This is a genomic window from Pseudomonas fluorescens, assembly GCF_001902145.1.
In the GTDB taxonomy this organism is placed as follows: domain Bacteria; phylum Pseudomonadota; class Gammaproteobacteria; order Pseudomonadales; family Pseudomonadaceae; genus Aquipseudomonas; species Aquipseudomonas fluorescens_BV.
Map to the genome: position 1 here is coordinate 98291 of NZ_MRST01000024.1, position 16692 is coordinate 114982.

The 16692-nt window shown below is 61.9% G+C and carries 16 protein-coding genes; 7 read left to right on the forward strand and 9 right to left on the reverse strand.

Translation table 11 applies throughout. The features are described 5' to 3' along the window. The first annotated feature begins 94 nt into the window (after nucleotides 1-94). Genes cysT through BUE92_RS14410 form a run of 3 tightly spaced genes read left to right on the forward strand, consistent with a single transcriptional unit; the run spans nucleotide 95 to nucleotide 2771 of the window. A complete protein-coding gene (cysT, locus tag BUE92_RS14400; RefSeq protein ID WP_003187564.1) occupies nucleotides 95-913 on the forward strand; it encodes a sulfate ABC transporter permease subunit CysT in 819 nt (272 codons plus the stop codon). Between the two features lie 13 nt (nucleotides 914-926). Next, nucleotides 927-1799 carry a sulfate ABC transporter permease subunit CysW gene (gene cysW / locus BUE92_RS14405; RefSeq protein WP_073524484.1) on the forward strand — a complete coding sequence of 291 codons (873 nt, stop codon included), beginning with the start codon at nucleotides 927-929 and terminating at the stop codon, nucleotides 1797-1799. A gap of 3 nt (nucleotides 1800-1802) precedes the next feature. Next, a complete protein-coding gene (locus BUE92_RS14410) occupies nucleotides 1803-2771 on the forward strand; it encodes a sulfate/molybdate ABC transporter ATP-binding protein (RefSeq protein ID WP_073524485.1) in 969 nt (322 codons plus the stop codon). 107 nt (nucleotides 2772-2878) lie between these two features. On the opposite strand, the gene BUE92_RS14415 is transcribed toward BUE92_RS14410, so the two are convergent. Beyond that, a complete protein-coding gene (locus BUE92_RS14415) occupies nucleotides 2879-3406 on the reverse strand; it encodes an Mpo1 family 2-hydroxy fatty acid dioxygenase (protein WP_073524487.1) in 528 nt (175 codons plus the stop codon). An 83-nt stretch (nucleotides 3407-3489) separates the two neighbouring features. On the opposite strand from BUE92_RS14415, the gene BUE92_RS14420 reads away from it, so the two are divergent. After that, nucleotides 3490-4176 (forward strand): Crp/Fnr family transcriptional regulator, encoded by a 687-nt coding sequence (locus tag BUE92_RS14420; protein WP_073524488.1) that lies wholly within the window; start codon nucleotides 3490-3492, stop codon nucleotides 4174-4176. Here the strand turns inward: BUE92_RS14420 and uraH are convergent. From uraH to BUE92_RS14435, 3 genes are all read right to left on the reverse strand, one after another. Then, the gene (gene uraH / locus BUE92_RS14425; RefSeq protein ID WP_014716425.1) at nucleotides 4171-4581 is read right to left on the reverse strand and encodes a hydroxyisourate hydrolase; all 411 of its coding nucleotides are present in this window, start codon (nucleotides 4579-4581) and stop codon (nucleotides 4171-4173) included. The genes BUE92_RS14420 and uraH overlap by 6 nt on opposite strands. Nucleotides 4582-4608: 27 nt before the next feature. Further along, entirely contained in the window at nucleotides 4609-5082 is a 474-nt protein-coding gene (locus BUE92_RS14430; RefSeq protein ID WP_073524489.1) for a GlcG/HbpS family heme-binding protein, read from the reverse strand. A 194-nt stretch (nucleotides 5083-5276) separates the two neighbouring features. Continuing rightward, entirely contained in the window at nucleotides 5277-6281 is a 1005-nt protein-coding gene (locus BUE92_RS14435) for an AraC family transcriptional regulator (protein ID WP_073524490.1), read from the reverse strand. A 101-nt stretch (nucleotides 6282-6382) separates the two neighbouring features. Here BUE92_RS14435 and BUE92_RS14440 point away from each other — a divergent pair, with 101 nt between their 5' ends. Continuing rightward, on the forward strand, nucleotides 6383-7456 hold the full coding sequence (locus BUE92_RS14440) for a fatty acid desaturase (RefSeq protein ID WP_073524491.1): 1074 nt from the start codon (nucleotides 6383-6385) through the stop codon (nucleotides 7454-7456). On the opposite strand, the gene BUE92_RS14445 is transcribed toward BUE92_RS14440, so the two are convergent. Together BUE92_RS14445 and BUE92_RS14450 are read right to left on the reverse strand one after the other, a co-directional pair. Then, complete coding sequence (locus tag BUE92_RS14445; RefSeq protein WP_073524492.1) at nucleotides 7443-8258, reverse strand: ABC transporter ATP-binding protein; 816 nt, start codon at nucleotides 8256-8258, stop codon at nucleotides 7443-7445. The two genes, BUE92_RS14440 and BUE92_RS14445, sit on opposite strands and share 14 nt — an antisense overlap. Then, a complete protein-coding gene (locus tag BUE92_RS14450) occupies nucleotides 8255-9853 on the reverse strand; it encodes an ABC transporter permease (RefSeq protein WP_073524493.1) in 1599 nt (532 codons plus the stop codon). Before BUE92_RS14450 ends, BUE92_RS14445 begins: the two co-directional genes overlap by 4 nt. A 279-nt stretch (nucleotides 9854-10132) precedes the next feature. Here BUE92_RS14450 and BUE92_RS14455 point away from each other — a divergent pair, with 279 nt between their 5' ends. Continuing rightward, complete coding sequence (locus tag BUE92_RS14455) at nucleotides 10133-11134, forward strand: ABC transporter substrate-binding protein (RefSeq protein ID WP_073524494.1); 1002 nt, start codon at nucleotides 10133-10135, stop codon at nucleotides 11132-11134. Nucleotides 11135-11234: 100 nt separating this feature from the next. On the opposite strand, the gene BUE92_RS14460 is transcribed toward BUE92_RS14455, so the two are convergent. After that, a complete protein-coding gene (locus BUE92_RS14460) occupies nucleotides 11235-12155 on the reverse strand; it encodes a LysR family transcriptional regulator (protein WP_073524496.1) in 921 nt (306 codons plus the stop codon). A 184-nt stretch (nucleotides 12156-12339) separates the two neighbouring features. On the opposite strand from BUE92_RS14460, the gene BUE92_RS14465 reads away from it, so the two are divergent. Then, nucleotides 12340-13245, forward strand: a complete 906-nt coding sequence (locus BUE92_RS14465; RefSeq protein WP_072434701.1) for a TauD/TfdA dioxygenase family protein — start codon at nucleotides 12340-12342, stop codon at nucleotides 13243-13245. Between the two features lie 124 nt (nucleotides 13246-13369). Here the strand turns inward: BUE92_RS14465 and BUE92_RS14470 are convergent, their stop codons facing one another. Both BUE92_RS14470 and BUE92_RS14480 read right to left on the reverse strand, forming a co-directional pair. Continuing rightward, a complete protein-coding gene (locus tag BUE92_RS14470; protein ID WP_073524498.1) occupies nucleotides 13370-14977 on the reverse strand; it encodes an alkaline phosphatase family protein in 1608 nt (535 codons plus the stop codon). Between the two features lie 737 nt (nucleotides 14978-15714). After that, nucleotides 15715-16659: a LysR family transcriptional regulator gene (locus BUE92_RS14480; RefSeq protein ID WP_073524500.1), complete on the reverse strand. Its 945-nt coding sequence runs from the start codon at nucleotides 16657-16659 to the stop codon at nucleotides 15715-15717. Between the last annotated feature and the right edge of the window lie 33 nt (nucleotides 16660-16692).

The following is a 16692-nucleotide window of genomic DNA, read 5'->3' on the forward strand; positions in this document are numbered from 1 at the left end:
CGATCTTCGCGAGCAAGCTCGCTCCTACAGTGGTCAGGAGAGCCCGCATTTGCTTGCGGGTTTTGCATATTCGTTCCGCTAACCAAGGACTCTTATGTCGCGTCGTATCTCCCCCGTCATACCCGGCTTCGGGCTGACGCTGGGTTACACCGTGGTGTACCTCAGCCTGATCGTACTCATCCCCCTGGCGGCGATGTTTGTACACGCCGCTCAACTCACCTGGGATCAGTTCTGGAACATCATTTCCGCACCTCGCGTACTGGCGGCCTTGAAGCTGAGCTTCAGCACCGCGCTGTACGCCGCACTCATCAACGGCGTGATCGGCACGCTGCTGGCCTGGGTGCTGGTGCGCTACACCTTCCCCGGGCGCAAGGTCATCGATGCGATGATCGACCTGCCGTTCGCCCTGCCCACCGCCGTCGCCGGTATCGCGCTGACGGCGCTGTACGCGCCCAACGGCCTGGTCGGCCAGTTTGCCGCCGACCTGGGTTTCAAGATCGCCTACACCCCCCTTGGTATCACCCTGGCGCTGACCTTTGTCACGTTGCCCTTCGTGGTGCGCACGGTGCAGCCGGTACTGGCCGATATCCCCCGGGAAATCGAAGAGGCCGCCGCCTGCCTCGGCGCCAAGCCGTTGCAAGTGTTCCGCTACATCCTCGTGCCGGCATTGTTGCCCGCCTGGCTGACCGGCTTCGCCCTGGCGTTTGCCCGAGGCGTGGGTGAGTACGGGTCGGTGATCTTCATCGCCGGCAACATGCCGATGAAAACCGAAATCCTGCCATTGCTGATCATGGTCAAGCTCGACCAATACGACTACCGCGGCGCCACCTCCATTGGTGTGCTGATGCTGGTGGTGTCCTTTGTCTTGCTGCTGCTGATCAACTTGCTGCAGCGGCGCATCGAACGTCCATAAGGAGGCGCGGAACATGTCCCAATCGTCTATTTCCGCCGCGTCCTCGGCCAACGCCGCCCGGCGTGGCAGTGCGACCTCGCGACGTATCCTGATCGGCCTTGGCTGGCTGGTATTCGTGCTGTTCCTGCTGCTGCCGTTGCTGGTGGTAGTGTCCCAGGGCTTGAAGAACGGCCTCGGTACCTTCTTCAGCGCGATCCTTGAACCGGACGCGCTGTCGGCGCTGAAACTCACGGTGATCGCCGTGCTGATTTCGGTACCGCTCAACCTGGTGTTCGGCGTCAGCGCCGCCTGGTGCGTGAGCAAGTACTCGTTCCGTGGCAAGAGCATCCTGGTCACGCTGATCGACCTGCCGTTTTCGGTTTCACCGGTGATCGCCGGCCTGGTGTACGTGTTGATGTTCGGCGCCCAGGGCTTTTTCGGTCCGTGGTTGCAAGAGCATGACATCCAGATCGTGTTCGCCCTGCCGGGCATCGTGCTGGCGACCATCTTCGTCACCGTGCCGTTCGTGGCCCGTGAGCTGATCCCGCTGATGCAGGAGCAGGGCACCCAGGAAGAAGAAGCCGCGCGCCTGCTGGGCGCCAATGGCTGGCAGATGTTCTGGCATGTCACCGTGCCGAATATCAAGTGGGGCCTGATCTACGGCGTGGTGCTGTGTACGGCGCGGGCCATGGGTGAGTTCGGCGCGGTGTCGGTGGTGTCCGGCCACATTCGCGGCGTCACCAACACGCTGCCGCTGCATGTCGAGATTCTTTACAACGAATACAACCACGTTGCCGCGTTTGCGGTGGCCAGCCTGTTGCTGATCCTGGCGCTCTTTATCCTGCTGCTCAAGCAGTGGAGCGAGAACCGAATCAACCGCCTGCGCAACAGCGCGGGTGAGGAATAAGTCATGTCGATCGAAGTCCGTAATGTCAGCAAGAACTTCAACGCCTTCAAGGCCCTGGACAGCATCAACCTGGATATCCAGAGTGGCGAGCTGGTGGCGTTGCTGGGCCCGTCCGGCTGCGGCAAGACCACGCTGCTGCGCATCATCGCCGGCCTGGAAACCCCGGATACCGGCAGTATTGTGTTCCACGGCGAAGACGTCTCCGGCCACGATGTGCGTGATCGCAACGTGGGCTTTGTGTTCCAGCACTACGCGCTGTTTCGCCACATGACCGTGTTCGACAACGTCGCCTTCGGCCTGCGTATGAAGCCGAAAAACCAACGCCCCACCGAAAGCCAGATCGCGAGCAAGGTTCATGAACTGCTGAACATGGTGCAGCTTGATTGGTTGTCGGACCGTTACCCGGAACAACTCTCTGGCGGCCAGCGCCAGCGTATCGCCCTGGCCCGCGCCCTGGCGGTGGAGCCCAAGGTGTTGCTGCTCGACGAGCCCTTCGGCGCCCTCGACGCCAAGGTGCGCAAAGAACTGCGCCGCTGGCTGGCGCGCCTGCACGAAGACATCAACCTGACCTCGGTCTTCGTGACCCACGACCAGGAAGAGGCCATGGAAGTCGCCGACCGTATCGTGGTGATGAACAAGGGCGTGATCGAGCAGATCGGTTCACCGGGCGACGTCTACGAAAACCCGGCCAGCGACTTTGTGTACCACTTCTTGGGGGACTCCAACCGCTTGCACCTGGGGGAGGACCAGCACGTGCTGTTCCGCCCTCACGAAGTGTCGCTGTCGCGCCATGAGCTGGAGGACCACCATGCGGCGCAGGTGCGGGATATTCGGCCGTTGGGTGCGACGACTCGCGTGACCTTGAAGGTTGAAGGCCAGAGTGAATTGATCGAGGCCGAAGTGGTGAAAGACCATGACAGCCTCACCGGCCTGGCCCGTGGCGAGACCCTGTTCTTCAAACCCAAAACCTGAGCCCAACACAAAACCCTTGTGGGAGCTGGCTTGCCTGCGAAAGCGGTAGTGCAATAACAGATGCATTGATTGACACACCGCCATCGCAGGCAAGCCCGCTCCCACATTTAGACCTCGCTTGGCTTTAGATCGCGGCGAGCCACCGGCCCCGAACGCTCTTCAATCTGCCGCTTGAGCCCCTGCCGCAACCCCAGCAAAAACGCCAACTCCGCCACCACAAACAACGGTCCCACGATCAGCCCCGACACATCGTCCACAAACGCAGGCTTCCTGCCTTCGTAGTAATGCCCGACGAACTGAATCACCCAGCCCACTACAAACATGCCCACGCCGCTGCTCAGCCACACCGCCGTGCTTTGCGCCGCCAGCACATGCCCGGCCCACACCGACAAGCCCATCAGCACCGTCATCAGCACCCCCAGGGCCAGTTCCAGGCGTAGGTAAAACCACGCCGAAAACAGCGCCAACAGCACCGCAGGTGACAGCCACAGCCCACCCACCGACCATTCGGGGCGCGACAGCAGCACGGCCACCGCCACCACAATCAACGGAATACCGATGAAGTGACTGGTGATGTTGCGTGGGTCGCGGTGGTACGCGGCGTATTGACTGAGGTGGTCGACGAGGCTTTTCATTGTTGTTCCTCCTGTAGGATGTTTGATCATGCCCTGTCAGTCGGTGCCTAACTGTCAACTGGGCGACAATCTTCGGAGTTCGCATGGACACAGCGACATGGCACGCGCAATTGGCTCGCGGTCATTGGTTCAGCCATTTGCCGCCTGACTTGCAGCGTAGCTTGCTGGAGGCGGCGCGGTTGCGTGTGCTGACGGCGGGGCAGTACCTGTTCAAGCGCGGTGACCCGCCGTGCGGCGTGTATGCGGTGCTGGAAGGCACGGTGCGCATCAGTGCGGTCAGTGCCCAAGGCAAGGAAGCGGTGCTGAGCCTGGTGGAAACGCCCTACTGGTTCGGCGAGATCTGCCTGTTCGACAACCTGCCGCGCACCCACGATGCCCTGGCCACCGGCGCATGCAGGCTGTTGCAGGTGCCGCAGGCGGCGATGCTCGGCATTCTCGAGCAGCATCCGCTGTTCTGGCGGGAGATGGCGCTGTTGATGAGCCATAAACTGCGGCTGTCGTTGATCAATATCGAACAGACAAGCCTGATGCCCGCCTCCAAGCGGCTGGCCCATCGGTTGCTGATGATTGCCCAAGGCTACGGCGAAGTGGATCAGGCGCGCCGCGTGCTGCAACTGCCTCAGGAGGATCTGGCGGCGATGCTTGGCCTGTCACGCCAGACCATCAACAGTCTGCTCAAGGCGCTGGAGCAACAGGGCATTATCGGCTTGAGTTACGGCGCCATCGAGATACGCGACCTCAATGGGCTGCGGCTGGCCGCGGGCCTATGAACCGCGATAGGTGGAGAAGCCGTAAGGGCTGAGCAGCAGCGGGATGTGGTAGTGCTGGTCGGCCTGCTTGACTTGGAAAATCACCGGCACCTCGGGGAAGAACGTCTCGCGGTTCGCCTTCTTGTAGTAATCGCCGGTCTTGAACACCACGCGGTACTCGCCCGGCTGCATGCTGCGGTTGGCCGGGAACAGCTCGGCGATGCGGCCTTGCTGGTTGGTCACACCTTCAGACAGCGACTGCCATTTATCGCCCACATGCTGTTCGAGGGTGACATTGACCCCGGCGCTTGGCAGGCCATTTTCCAGGTTGAGAACGTGCACGCTCAGGGGGTTGCCGTCTGCCAGGGCCAGGTTGCACAGGCCACTCAGGCTCAGTGCGGCGAGGGTCATGCTCAAGGTTTTCATCGCGAAGTCCTTTTGAGGGAAGTGGAATCAAGGGGTGATTTTCAAGCCCAGTTGCTCGGCGGCCTGTACGGCGCAGGCTTCATCCTGCGCGGCGCCACCGGCACCGGCGATGCCCAGCGCACCGACCAGTTCGGCGTCGGCAAACAGCGGCACGCCACCGCCGAGCAACAGCAGCTCGGGCAAGCTGTCGAGGTTGGCGGCCTCGGGGTTATTACGCGCCCGTTCGGCAAACAGCCGGGTCGGGGTTTTTGTCGACAGCGCCGTGTACGCCTTGCGTTGGCTGGCGAGGCTGTTGTGCGGGCCGACACCGTCAGCGCGCAGGCCCAGCAACAGGTTGCCACCGCGGTCGAGTACGGTCAGCGCAGCGGTGCAGTGGGCCAGGCTGGCGTCTGCCAGTTGGCGAGCGGTGTGCAGATCCAGCTCGGCGTGGCGTGGTAATTGTGGCGCCGCGTGGGCAACGGTGGCCACGGCGAGGCTCAGGAACAAGGCAGTGCGGTACATAGTGAGGGCTCCAGAAAGCAGGCCGTCACGGTAACCAGCGCACGCGGACAAAAGCCGCACAATTGGATGACAGGTTTGTAATCAAACTCAGGGGTTTGTGGTGGTTGTACTGGCCTCATCGCAGGCAAGCCAGCTCCCACATGATGTGAACCCATTCTCCTGTGGGAGCTGGCTTGCCTGCGATGAGGCCCTTCCTACTGCAACCCGTCGCGAAACTGCCCCGGCGTCATCCCCGTCCAGCGCTTGAACGCACGATTGAAACTGCTGGTATCGGCAAACCCCAGCAAATGGCTGATCTCGGCCAATGAGCACTGCGGGTCGCGCAGGTGCAATAACGCCAGGTTTTGCCGGCACTCATTGAGCAAGGCGTCAAACCGACACCCTTCATCGGCCAGATGCCGCTGCAAGCTGCGCAGGCTCAAGTGCAGCGCTTGGGCAATGCGTTCGGCGCTTGGCTCGCCGTCCGGTAATTGCGCTTCGATGGCGGCGCGTACCTTGCGTTCCCAGGTCAGCGGTTGCAGTTGGGCGAGGGTGCGCTTGAGCACGGTTTCGTTGTGTTCGGCCAGCTCCGGGTTGGCGTCGTCCAGGTGGCTGTCGAAGTCGTGGGCGGCGAACTCCAGGCGGTCTTCTTCGGCGGCAAAAAATACCGGCGAGCGAAATACCGTATGCCACGGCTTGGGGTCGGCGGGTTCCGGGCGTCGTAGGTAAACGGCCAACGGTGCATAGTCGCGCCCGAGGCGGTTGCGGCAGGTGCGTACGTAGATCGCCGCAAAGGCATCGATCGCTTCCGGCGCGGGCGCAGGGCTTCCTTGGGGTTGGAGCAGGCGAAAACGGTAGACGTCGCCGTGGCGGCTCAGCTCCAGGTCCAAGGCATCACTGACCACCTGGTGATAGCGCACGATGCGCTCGAACACCTCGCGCAAGCTGCCGCTGGCCACCAATGCGTAACCCAGCGCATGAAAGGTGGTGGGGCTGACAAACCGCGACACCCGCAGCCCAATTGCAGGGTCACCACTGGCCTGTACCGCCAGCGCCCATAGGCGCGTGGTGGCCGACAACCGGTAGCGGGCGTTGGGGTCGTCCATCTGCTGCGGGTCGAGCCCGGCCTCGGCGCATAGCGCGGCGCTGTCGAGGCCCAGGGCGTCGAGCTGCTTGCGCAGGGCACGGGTCCAGCTGGCGAGGGACGTGGGTTCGGTCATGGCAATTGGCGCTTGTGGTCAACAGATTGGCGTGCGCGGCTAGCGTCCTGCGCTAGGGTTAGGTGCAGGATTCAGGCATCACTTCACAAGAGAATGGAAGCATGGACGGTACTTCTGCAAGCCCCCAGCCGTTGAACGCGCAACAGCGTTCGGCGCATATCCGCGAGGTCGTGATGGCCGAAGGCGTGCGCCTGCGCCAGCGGCACCCCTGGTTGTTGCATCAGGACGCGCTGGGCGCGGGCATCCTGGCCTTTGCCCTGCTGGGCATGCTCGGCTCGGCAGCGCTCTATATCAGCGGTCATATGGCCTGGTGGGTGTGTCTGCTGCTCAATGCCTTCTTCGCCTCGCTCACCCACGAGCTGGAACACGACCTGATCCACAGCATGTACTTTCGTAAACAGCGCGTGCCCCACAACGTGATGATGGGCCTGGTGTGGCTGGCGCGGCCAAGCACCATCAACCCGTGGATACGCCGGCATTTGCACCTCAACCATCACAAGGTCTCGGGCACCGAAGCCGACATGGAAGAGCGCGCGATCACCAATGGCGAACCCTGGGGCATCGCGCGGTTGCTGATGGTGGGGGACAACATGATGTCGGCCTTGATCCGCCTGTTGCGCGCCAAGACCTGGCCGCACAGGTTCAGCATCCTCAAGCGCGTGCTGCTGGTGTATGCACCGCTGGCCTTGCTGCATTGGGGCGCGTGGTACGTCTTCCTGGGCTTTCATGCCGCCAATGGCATTGCCAGTTTGTTGGGCGCACCCATTCAGTGGTCAGCCGGTACCTTGCAGGTGATGCAGGTGATCGATATCGCTGCGGTGGTGATCATCGGCCCGAACGTGTTGCGCACCTTCTGCCTGCACTTTGTCAGCTCCAACATGCATTACTACGGCGATGTGGAGCTGGGCAATGTGATCCAGCAAACCCAGGTGTTGAACCCCTGGTGGCTGTGGCCGTTGCAGGCGTTCTGCGTCAACTTCGGCAGCACCCATGGCATCCATCACTTTGTGGTCAAAGAGCCGTTCTACATCCGCCAGATGACCGCCAAGGTGGCGCATAAGGTCATGGCCGAGATGGGCGTGCGCTTCAATGATTTAGGCACCTTTGCCCGCGCCAATCGCTTTGAGCGACTTGAGCAGGCACACAGCGATTTAGCTCCCCTCAGCAGGCAATAAACGCCAGGGGCAAATCGCGAATCTGTTCGCGCACGGGCGGTTGGTAGTGGTCATCGCTGATCAGTTCATGCAGCAGTTCTTCGCGCAGTTGGTGGAATTCAAAGCTGCTGCGCTGGCGCGGATGGGGCAGGGCGATGTTCACCACTTGCTTGATGCGCCCGGGCCTGGGCTCCATCACCACCACGCGGTCGGCGAGGAAAATCGCCTCTTCCACGTCATGGGTGACCAGCACCGTGGTGATCCTGGCGCGGGCGCGAATTGCCAAAAGCTCATCCTGCATCTGCTGGCGGGTCAGCGCGTCGAGGGCGCCGAAGGGTTCGTCCAGCAACAGGATGCGCGGGCTGGCCACCAGGCCGCGGGCAATCGCCACCCGTTGCGCCATGCCGCCGGAGAGTTGGTGGGGGTAGGCGCGGGTGAAGTCGGTGAGGCCCACCAGCTCGATAAAATCGTTGATGCGCCGCGTGCGTTCTGCTTCGCTCAGCGGCTCGTTGACCAGGCCCAGGCCGATGTTTTGCGCCACGGTCAGCCACGGAAACAGACGGTGCTCCTGGAACACAATGCCGCGTTCGCCGCCGATCCCGTTGACGGCGTTGCCATCCACCTGGATTTCGCCGCGATACTGCGTATCGAGCCCCACCAGCAGGCGCAGCAGGGTGGACTTGCCGCAACCGCTGGAGCCCACAATCGCAACAAACTCCCCTTCGGCCACCTCCAGGTTGAATTCGCGGATGGCTTCCAGTTCGAAGCCATCGACGTCGAAGGACTTGCCCACGTGGTTGAAGCTGACAATCGGTGCGTTCATGCGTGTCTCCAGCGGGTGGCGCGGGTTTCGAGGCGTTGGCCGAGCAGGTTGAGGGTGGCGCCGGTGAGGCCGACCAGCAGCATGCCGCTCATGATCAGGTCCATGCGCAGCAACTGTTGGGCACCGATCATCAGGCTGCCGATGCCACCATTGGACGGCATGAAGTATTCGGCGCCGAGGGTGCCCATCCAGGCGTAGATCAGGCTCAGGCGCAGGCCGGCGAAAATCCCCGACGCGGCGCCCGGCAGCACCAGGCGGCGCAGGCGTTGCCAGAGGTTCAGGCGCAGCACCTGCGCGGCTTCGCGCAGCTGGGGCGACAGGTTGAGCACGCTGCGCTGGGTGGCAATAAACAACGGGAAGAAGGCGGCGAGGGCGATAAACACCCACTTGGCCAACTCACCCAGGCCGAACCAGGCGGTGAGCAGTGGCACCCAGGCGAAAATCGCAATCTGACGCAGCGCGGACAAGGTTGGGCCGAGCAGTCGCTCACTGCGCCGCGACAACCCCAGCCACAAACCCACGGCAAAGCCAAGGCTGCCGCCGAGCAGCAAGCCGCCCAGGGCCCGGCCAAGGCTTTTGCCCAGCGCCGTAGTCAGGCTGCCATCCAGCACGCCCGCCACGCTGCTTTGCAGCACCGCCCAGGGGCTGACCAGAATGTTTGGATCGACCCAATCCTGCTGAGTCGCTACTTGCCATAACGCCAATAGCAGCAGCGGCAACAGCCAGGGTTGCAAGCGCTGCCAGCCTTCGTAGCGTGGCCCGCGTCGAATCTGCGCAGTCGCCGGATGGGGCCAGTGCACCCACTTGCGGTCCAGCCAGCCGATGCCGCGGTCCATCACCACGCCCAGCACGCCGATGACCACGATGCACACAAAAACAATATCGAGCATGAATAACTGGCGCGCCCATACCATCAGGTAGCCGATGCCTTCGCTGGAGGCCAGCAACTCCACTGCCAGCAATGACGTCCAGCCCGCCGCCAGGGCCAGGCGTACCCCGGCCATGAACGCCGGTAGCGTGGCGGGCAGAATCAGTCGGCGAATCAGCAAGTGGCTGGGCAAGCGCAACACGCGGGCGGCTTCGCGCAGGTTGGGTTGGGCATCGCGCACGCCCACCAGGGTATGCAGGGTGACGGGCACCACGATGGCCTTGACCAGCACCACCAGTTTCAAGGTTTCGCCAATGCCGAAAAACACCATGAACAGCGGGATCCACGCCAGGGTCGGCACCTGCGACAGCGCGCTGAACGTCGGGAATACCAAACGCTCGGCGCGGGCGCTGAAACCCAGGATCGCGCCGAGTATCGCGCCCACCCCGATACCCGCCAGCAGGCCCCAGAACAAACGCTGCAAGCTGATCGCCAGATGGCTCCATAACTCGCCGCCGGCCAACTCCACCGCGCTGCTCCACACCAGGGCGGGGGTGGGCAGAATCTGCTCGCTCATCCAATGATTGCGGCTGGCCAGCCACCATAAGGCAAACAGCGTGAATGGCAGCAGCCACGGCAATAAACGCTGGCCCAGCTGCGGCCAGCGCGGCGCGACGCCTTTGGACGGGGCCGCCAGCGGCAGGCTCAGAAGTGAAATCCGGGCCATGGAAGACCTCCGAATGCGTTATGTAATTTCGATCTTACAAAAGCGTGATCAAGATGATTGTGAGATAAGAAAAGTCATTTAAAGCCTCACGCCGCCACGCATCCAATGCATTCGAAGAATATTTTCGATGCTGTTTATGCATACGCCTCTGGAGGCTGCGGGTTAGCTTGCATATTTCTAAAAGCTATTAAATTGTGAATTTATAGTATTTAAAGTTTTGTTCAGCCTGTGCCTATTTTTTGCTCCCCAGGCGACCGTCGCCCACCAGGAGCTGCGCTTATGAAACTGCCCTTCAAACGTCTGATCAGCCTGTTCGCCGGCACCGCCCTGGCCGGGTTGGTGCATGCCGCTGACCTCAAGGAAATCCGCATCGCGGTACCCGACCTCAGTGCCGGCAGCCAGCACAGCGGCGGTGGCATCACCGACGTGTTGCGTGAACAGCAGATCTTTGAGAAAGCCTTTGCCGACCAAGGCATCCAGATCCAATGGAATTACTTCAAGGGCGCCGGCCCCGTGATCAACGAAGCCTTCGCCAACGGCCAGGTAGACCTGGCCTATCTGGGCGACCTGGCGGCGATCATCGGCCGCTCCAATGGCCTGGATACGCGGCTGCTCAGCGCCTCCGCACGGGGAGTGAAACACTACCTCGGCGTGGTGCCGGGCTCCGGCATCAAGACCCTGCAAGACCTCAAGGGCAAGCGCGTGGCGGTGTTCCGCGGCACGGCCAGCCAGTTGTCATTCGACAGCGCATTGGCCAGCCAGGGCTTGAGCGAGAAGGACCTGAAGGTGATCAATCTGGACTTCAACGCGGCCGCTGCCGCCCTGGCCGCCAAGCAGATTGACGCCACCTGGGGCGGTTCCACCCTGACGGCGTTGCAGGCCAAAGGCTTGGCAGAGATACCGCTGACCACCAGGGACCTGGGCGATGCCGGCAGCATCCAGGCCGTGCTGGTGGGCAGCGCCAAGTTTGTCGACGAACACCCAGATGCCGTGGCCAAGCTGCTCAAGGCTCAGCAGCAAGCGGTGCAGTGGTTGACCGATGACAACAACAAACAGGCGTACATCGCGCTGGTGTCCGGGCTGGCCAGTTACCCGCCGGTGATCCTCACCAATGATTTGAAAGACCAGAAACTCAGCGAAGTCTTCCCCTCCACACTCGACCCGGTGTTCCTTGGAAAATTGCAGGATGCGGTGGACCTGGCGTCCAGGGAGAAGTTGATTCGCAAGTCTTTTCAGGTGAGTGATTGGGTGGTGCCGGGATTGGTGGCGGCGGGGCTCTGATTTTGTTGTTGCCTGTACTGCCGTCTTCGCGAGCAAGCCCGCTCCCACATTTGGAATGCATTCCAACCTGTGGGAGCGGGCTTGCTCGCGAAGGGGCCCTTCAAACCGCCACACTTACCGGCTGACTATCCACCTCCACCAACGTCTCAATCATCGCCTTCGCCGCCGGCGACAACCGCGACCCGGTGCGGCTGACAATCCCGCAGCGTGCACTCAGGGTATCCATGTGCTGCGGCAGGTTGCGCCAGTGCAGCAGCACCAGCGCCCCCCTGGCAATGTCCTCGGCAAAGGCTTCTTCAGTGCCCACGCCGATGGCATTGGTTTGCAGCACGATGTTCACCAGCGCCGGGAAGTGCTCGGTCTGGATACTCGGGGAAAAATCCATGCGCCCACTCAGGTTGGCCAGCTGTTTGCGAATGCCCTGGGAGATCAGCGGGGCCGCCAGCGGGTAATCGAACATATCGTTGGTGGACAGGCTGTCCTTGGCCAGCAAAGGATGCCCAGGGCGGCAGAAAAACACCCCGCGTTTGGGGGTGAGTGCGCGGGTCTGGAAATTCGGGTCGGCCTCGAACTGGCGGATGTCGGCGATAAAGAATTCGATCTCTTCACGGCTCAGGCGGCGGCTGAGGGTTTCCCAGTTATCCACCTGAAACGTGGTACGGATTTTCGGGTGGGCGTTGATAAACCGCGCCACCGCATCCGGCACCAGTTTCACCGCTGGTGCCGGGCCGCAGCCGAAGCGCAGGTCGCCGGCGTCGAGCTTGGTCATGCGCGTCACCTCACTGCTCAGCAGCGCTGCGCCATGCACCAGGCTCAGGGCGTGCTGCAACACCACCTGGCCTTCCGGCGTGGGGCGCAAGTCCTTGTGACCACGGTCTACCAACACGCAACCGAACTCCTGTTCCAGCCCCTGGATGCTGCGGCTGAACGCTGGTTGGGTGATGCCCATGGCGTCCGCGGCACGTACGAAACTGCGGTGTTCGTTGAGGGCGATGAAGTAGCGCAGTTGGCGAAGATCCATATGCTTTCCCGGCATTTTAAAAATAGGTCGAAGGCATTTGCGACCGAGCAAGCTGAGGTTTTAAATGCAAGCTCTTATTCCGTCAACGAAGCATTCATTCATTTGCTAGACCTAAATTGCATATGGATAGAGCGTTGCTGGAAGCGTCCCCCCACCGTTTCGCAGGCACATGAGGGTCATCACAATGAGCAACGCCGCATTAGCCGTTCAACCCATCGCCCAACCACTCGATATTCACCCGGTAGCCGGGCGGATCGGCGCCGAAATCCGTGGCATCAAACTGTCCGGTGAGCTGGATGCCGCCACCGTCGAGGCCATTCAGCAGGCGCTGGTGCAGTACAAGGTGATCTTCTTCCGCGAACAAACCCATCTCGATGACCAGAGCCAGGAAGCCTTTGCTCACCTGCTCGGCGAGCCCATCGCCCACCCCACGGTGCCGGTGCGGGACGGCACGCGGTTCCTGATGGAGTTGGATGGCACCCGTGGCCAGCGCGCCAATTCCTGGCACACCGACGTGACGTTCGTCGATGCCTACCCTAAGGCCTCGATCCTGCGTTCGGTGCTGGCGCCTGCGTCCGGCGGCGACACCGTATGGGCCAACACAGCCGCTGCCTACAACGACCTCAGCGTGGAGCTGCGCGCACTGGCTGACCACCTGTGGGCGGTGCACAGCAACGAATACGACTATGCCGCCCGCAAGCCGGATGTGGCGGTGGAGAAGCTGGAGGAATACCGCAAAGTCTTCACTTCCACGGTGTACGAAACCGAACACCCGGTGGTGCGCGTGCATCCGGTCAGCGGTGAGAAAACCCTGCTGTTGGGGCACTTCGTCAAACGTCTGAAAGGCTACTCCCAGGCAGAGTCGGCGCAGCTGTTCAACCTGCTGCAAGGCCATGTCACCCGCCTGGAAAACACCGTGCGCTGGCGCTGGAACACCGGTGACGTGGCGATCTGGGATAACCGTGCCACCCAGCATTACGCGGTGGACGACTATGGCACCCAGGAGCGCATCGTGCGCCGGGTTACGCTCAAGGGGGATGTGCCGGTGGGGGTGCAGGGGCAATCAAGCAAAACCACTAAAGGTCTTTAAGCCGGGTGAGGATTAAAAATGTGGGAGCGGGCTTGCTCGCGAATGCAGTGGGTCAGTTGATGAATACGTCGACTGACACTGCGCATTCGCGAGCAAGCCCGCTCCCACATTTGATTTGTGGCGTTTACCAGACTCCGATCTTCACTACTTTCTCTGCCTCTGGCTCACCATAACGAAACCATTGCCCGCGCACCTCAACCTCCGTGTGGCTGATGGTGGTACGCCGCTTCAACCCGCGCAGCCAGTCGAACAGATAACTCAGGTGGGTCTCGCGCACCTGGGCATAGGCCGGATCGCTGCCCAGATCGTGCAGTTCCTGCGGATCGTTTTCCAGGTCGAACAGTTGCGGGCGAAAGCCGTCGTACGCCAGGTACTTCCAGCGCTCGCTGCGCACCATGGTCATGCGGCAACGGTCGATGGGTTGCTCCAGGCGCTCGCGAGCGGGGGCCTGGAAGGCGTAGTCGTATTCGGCAATGGCATAGCGGCGCCAGGTGGGTTGTGCGCCCTGCAGCAATGGAATCAATGAGCGACCTTCCAGGCGATGGTCGGCGGCGGGCAAGCCCAAGGCGTCGAGGAAGGTGGGCAGGGCGTCGATGGTTTCCACCAGACGCTCGTCCACGGTGCCGCGGCTGACATCGGCGCTGGCACGCGGGTCGCGCACGATCAACGGAATACCCACCGCAGGCTCCAGCAAGAATTCTTTTTCACCGAGGAAATGATCGCCGAGGAAGTCGCCGTGGTCGCTGGTGAACACGATCAGCGTGTCGTCCCAGCGGCCAGCGCTTTGCAGAAAGTCGAACAGCCGACCGAGTTGATCGTCGATCTGTTTGATCAGGCCCATGTAGGTCGGAATCACCGTGAGGCGCACCTCGTCACGGGAAAAGTTCACGCTCTCCTGGTGTTGGCGAAATGCCTGATACACCGGGTGATCGTTGGTGTGCTCAGGTTGAATCGGCGCCTGCACATGTTCGGTACCGTACAGCGCGTGATAAGGCGCCGGCGCGATGTAGGGCCAGTGCGGCTTGATATACGACAGGTGCAGGCACCAAGGCTGTTCACCTTGTTCGTCGATAAAGTCGATGGCGCGGTCGGTGGTGTAGACGGTCTCTGAATGTTCTTCGGCCACCCGTGCGGGTTTGCCGGCGTTGCGCATATGCCAGCCGCTGAGCACTTCGCCGTTCTCACCTTCGGCGGCGTTGGCCCATTCGTGCCACGGGTTGCGGCCGCCGTAGCCGTGATCGCGCAAGTACTGGGTGTAGGGCGCGGACTCGCGCTTATCGTCAAACAGCGGGCTGTCGGGGTAGATGCCGTCGTGACGCAGATACGCGTCGAAGCCGACTTCATTGAGCGTCTCGGCCTGGGCACTGTCGGGGTCGATCTGCAGGCGCTGCAAGGCCTCAAGGTTCGGCGTGGCGTGGGTCTTGCCCACCAGGGCGGTGCGGATGCCGTGAGGGCGCAGGTAGTCGCCAATCGTCAGCTCTTCCAGCGGCAGCGGCACCGCATTCCATGCCACCTGATGGCTGCTGACATAGCGCCCGGTGTAGGCCGACATGCGCGACGGGCCGCAGATGGTGCCCTGTGTATAGGCCCGACTGAAACGCACACCAGCGGCGGCCAGGCGGTCGATATTCGGCGTATGCAAATGGGCATGGCCGTAGCAGGACAGGTAGTCGCGGCGCAGTTGGTCGCACATGATGTAGAGCACGTTGCGCACGGGTTTGGGGTCAGACATGGGAATTTACCGAACGGAGGACAGGTGGGTTTTTTCGCCGTTCGCAGGGGGGGCTGGCAAGTGCATTTGAGGTCTGGATTTTATGCAGTGAATGCATGGGGGTGGCTGCTGGCGTCATCGCAGCATAGGTATCTACACAACTTCGGCGCGACGCTGGACCTGTGGCGAGGGAGCTTGCTCCCGTGACGGCCTGACAGCCGACCCACATCTATCTGACGTCCCGCGATCCAACTGTGGGAGCGGGCTTGCTCGCGAAGGCGGCCTTACAGCCGACCAGGATGTTGGATCAGACCGCGTACATATCCGTTATTTAGGTAACGGCCACCTAGGGTTCCGCCCTGACGGCGGCTCACTTTTGAAAAGCCGGAATGCCGGCCCAGACAAAAGTAAGCAAAACGCTCTTGCCCCACCACTCGGCACCTCGCTTAGGCTCGGTGTGCCCGTAATCCGCCAGTGATTTGGGGGGCCGCCGCCACGCGCCATCCATGGCGCGGGGCGGCTAAACCGGCATCCCTGCCGGTTTACCCCCCAAATCCCTGTCGAATTCCGGCCAGCGTGGTTTAACGGGGCGCCTGAGATCAAGATCAAGAGCAGATCAAGAGCGGCTCGCTTCGCATCGTGGTTACCGTTGAGCGCTTCAGAGTTGTGTAGATACCTATGGTCATCGCAGGCAAGCCAGTTCCCACAGGGGAATGCATTCCAGATGTGGGAGCGGGCTTGCTCGCGAAAGGGCCAGTTCAAACGGCGACATTCTCCAGCGCATACACCTCTTCATCCAAGGCATCAATCTGCTTGATCTGCTCAATCATCGCCTGCGCCAACGGCGACAACCGATACCCCGCACGGCTGACGATCCCGTAGCGGGTGTATCGCTCCTCCAGGTTTTCATCCAGCCCTTCAATCTGCAAACACACCAGCTCGCCCCGCGCCATGTGCAGCACGTCGCTGTTGGCGCTGACGATGCCGATGGCGTCCGAGCGCAGCACCACGCCCATCAGGCTGTAACCGTTTTCGCATTCCACATTGGGTTGGTAATCCGGCCTGCCGCTGAGGTCGACGATGACCTTGCGCAGGTTCGGCGGGCGGATGGTGACCGCCAGCGGATAACGCATCAGCTCGTCGGCACGGATGCTTTCGCGCCCGGCCAGGGGGTGCCCGGCGCGGCAGCAAAAATACCAACGGCGTGGGCGCAGGCGGAAGGTGTGGTAGTCGGGGTGGGCTTCGAAGTGGCGGGTGTCGGCGACGAAGAATTCGAACTCTTCGCTGAGCAGGCGCTTGCCCAGGCTTTGCCAGTCGTCCACCTGGAACTGCACACGGGCCTTGGGGTAGCGCCCGATAAAACTGCCGATGGCGCGGGGGATCAGCCCTCCTGCCGGCGCCGGGCCGCAACCGAAACGCAGTTCACCGGCTTCCAGGCCGTTGAACTGGCTGATCTCGTTGGCCAATTGCTGGGCGCCGCTGACCAGGCGCCGTGCATGTTCGAGCAGTACCTGGCCTTGTTTGGTGGGCGCCAGGTCTTTGCGCCCACGGTCCACCAGTTGGCAGCCGGCGCTGTGTTCCAGGGCCTGGATGCTGCGACTGAACGCCGACTGCGACAGGTTCACGGCCAAGGCTGCCGCGACAAAACTGCGTTGCTCGGCAAGGGCGATGAAGTGGCGAAGCTGGCGCAGGTCGATATGCATTTTTCACATCAAAAATATCCGGGAAATGCATTG

Bases quoted from the DNA above. Each gene is read 5' to 3' on its own strand.
- BUE92_RS14410 (WP_073524485.1), top strand. From the start codon at position 1,803: ATGTCGATCGAAGTCCGTAATGTCAGCAAGAACTTCAACGCCTTCAAG.
- BUE92_RS14450 (WP_073524493.1), bottom strand. From the start codon at position 9,853: ATGGCCCGGATTTCACTTCTGAGCCTGCCGCTGGCGGCCCCGTCCAAA.
- cysT (WP_003187564.1), top strand. From the start codon at position 95: ATGTCGCGTCGTATCTCCCCCGTCATACCCGGCTTCGGGCTGACGCTG.
- cysW (WP_073524484.1), top strand. From the start codon at position 927: ATGTCCCAATCGTCTATTTCCGCCGCGTCCTCGGCCAACGCCGCCCGG.
- BUE92_RS14430 (WP_073524489.1), bottom strand. From the start codon at position 5,082: ATGTACCGCACTGCCTTGTTCCTGAGCCTCGCCGTGGCCACCGTTGCC.
- BUE92_RS14420 (WP_073524488.1), top strand. From the start codon at position 3,490: ATGGACACAGCGACATGGCACGCGCAATTGGCTCGCGGTCATTGGTTC.
- BUE92_RS14460 (WP_073524496.1), bottom strand. From the start codon at position 12,155: ATGGATCTTCGCCAACTGCGCTACTTCATCGCCCTCAACGAACACCGC.
- BUE92_RS14445 (WP_073524492.1), bottom strand. From the start codon at position 8,258: ATGAACGCACCGATTGTCAGCTTCAACCACGTGGGCAAGTCCTTCGAC.
- BUE92_RS14440 (WP_073524491.1), top strand. From the start codon at position 6,383: ATGGACGGTACTTCTGCAAGCCCCCAGCCGTTGAACGCGCAACAGCGT.
- uraH (WP_014716425.1), bottom strand. From the start codon at position 4,581: ATGAAAACCTTGAGCATGACCCTCGCCGCACTGAGCCTGAGTGGCCTG.
- BUE92_RS14470 (WP_073524498.1), bottom strand. From the start codon at position 14,977: ATGTCTGACCCCAAACCCGTGCGCAACGTGCTCTACATCATGTGCGAC.
- BUE92_RS14480 (WP_073524500.1), bottom strand. From the start codon at position 16,659: ATGCATATCGACCTGCGCCAGCTTCGCCACTTCATCGCCCTTGCCGAG.
- BUE92_RS14455 (WP_073524494.1), top strand. From the start codon at position 10,133: ATGAAACTGCCCTTCAAACGTCTGATCAGCCTGTTCGCCGGCACCGCC.
- BUE92_RS14435 (WP_073524490.1), bottom strand. From the start codon at position 6,281: ATGACCGAACCCACGTCCCTCGCCAGCTGGACCCGTGCCCTGCGCAAG.
- BUE92_RS14415 (WP_073524487.1), bottom strand. From the start codon at position 3,406: ATGAAAAGCCTCGTCGACCACCTCAGTCAATACGCCGCGTACCACCGC.
- BUE92_RS14465 (WP_072434701.1), top strand. From the start codon at position 12,340: ATGAGCAACGCCGCATTAGCCGTTCAACCCATCGCCCAACCACTCGAT.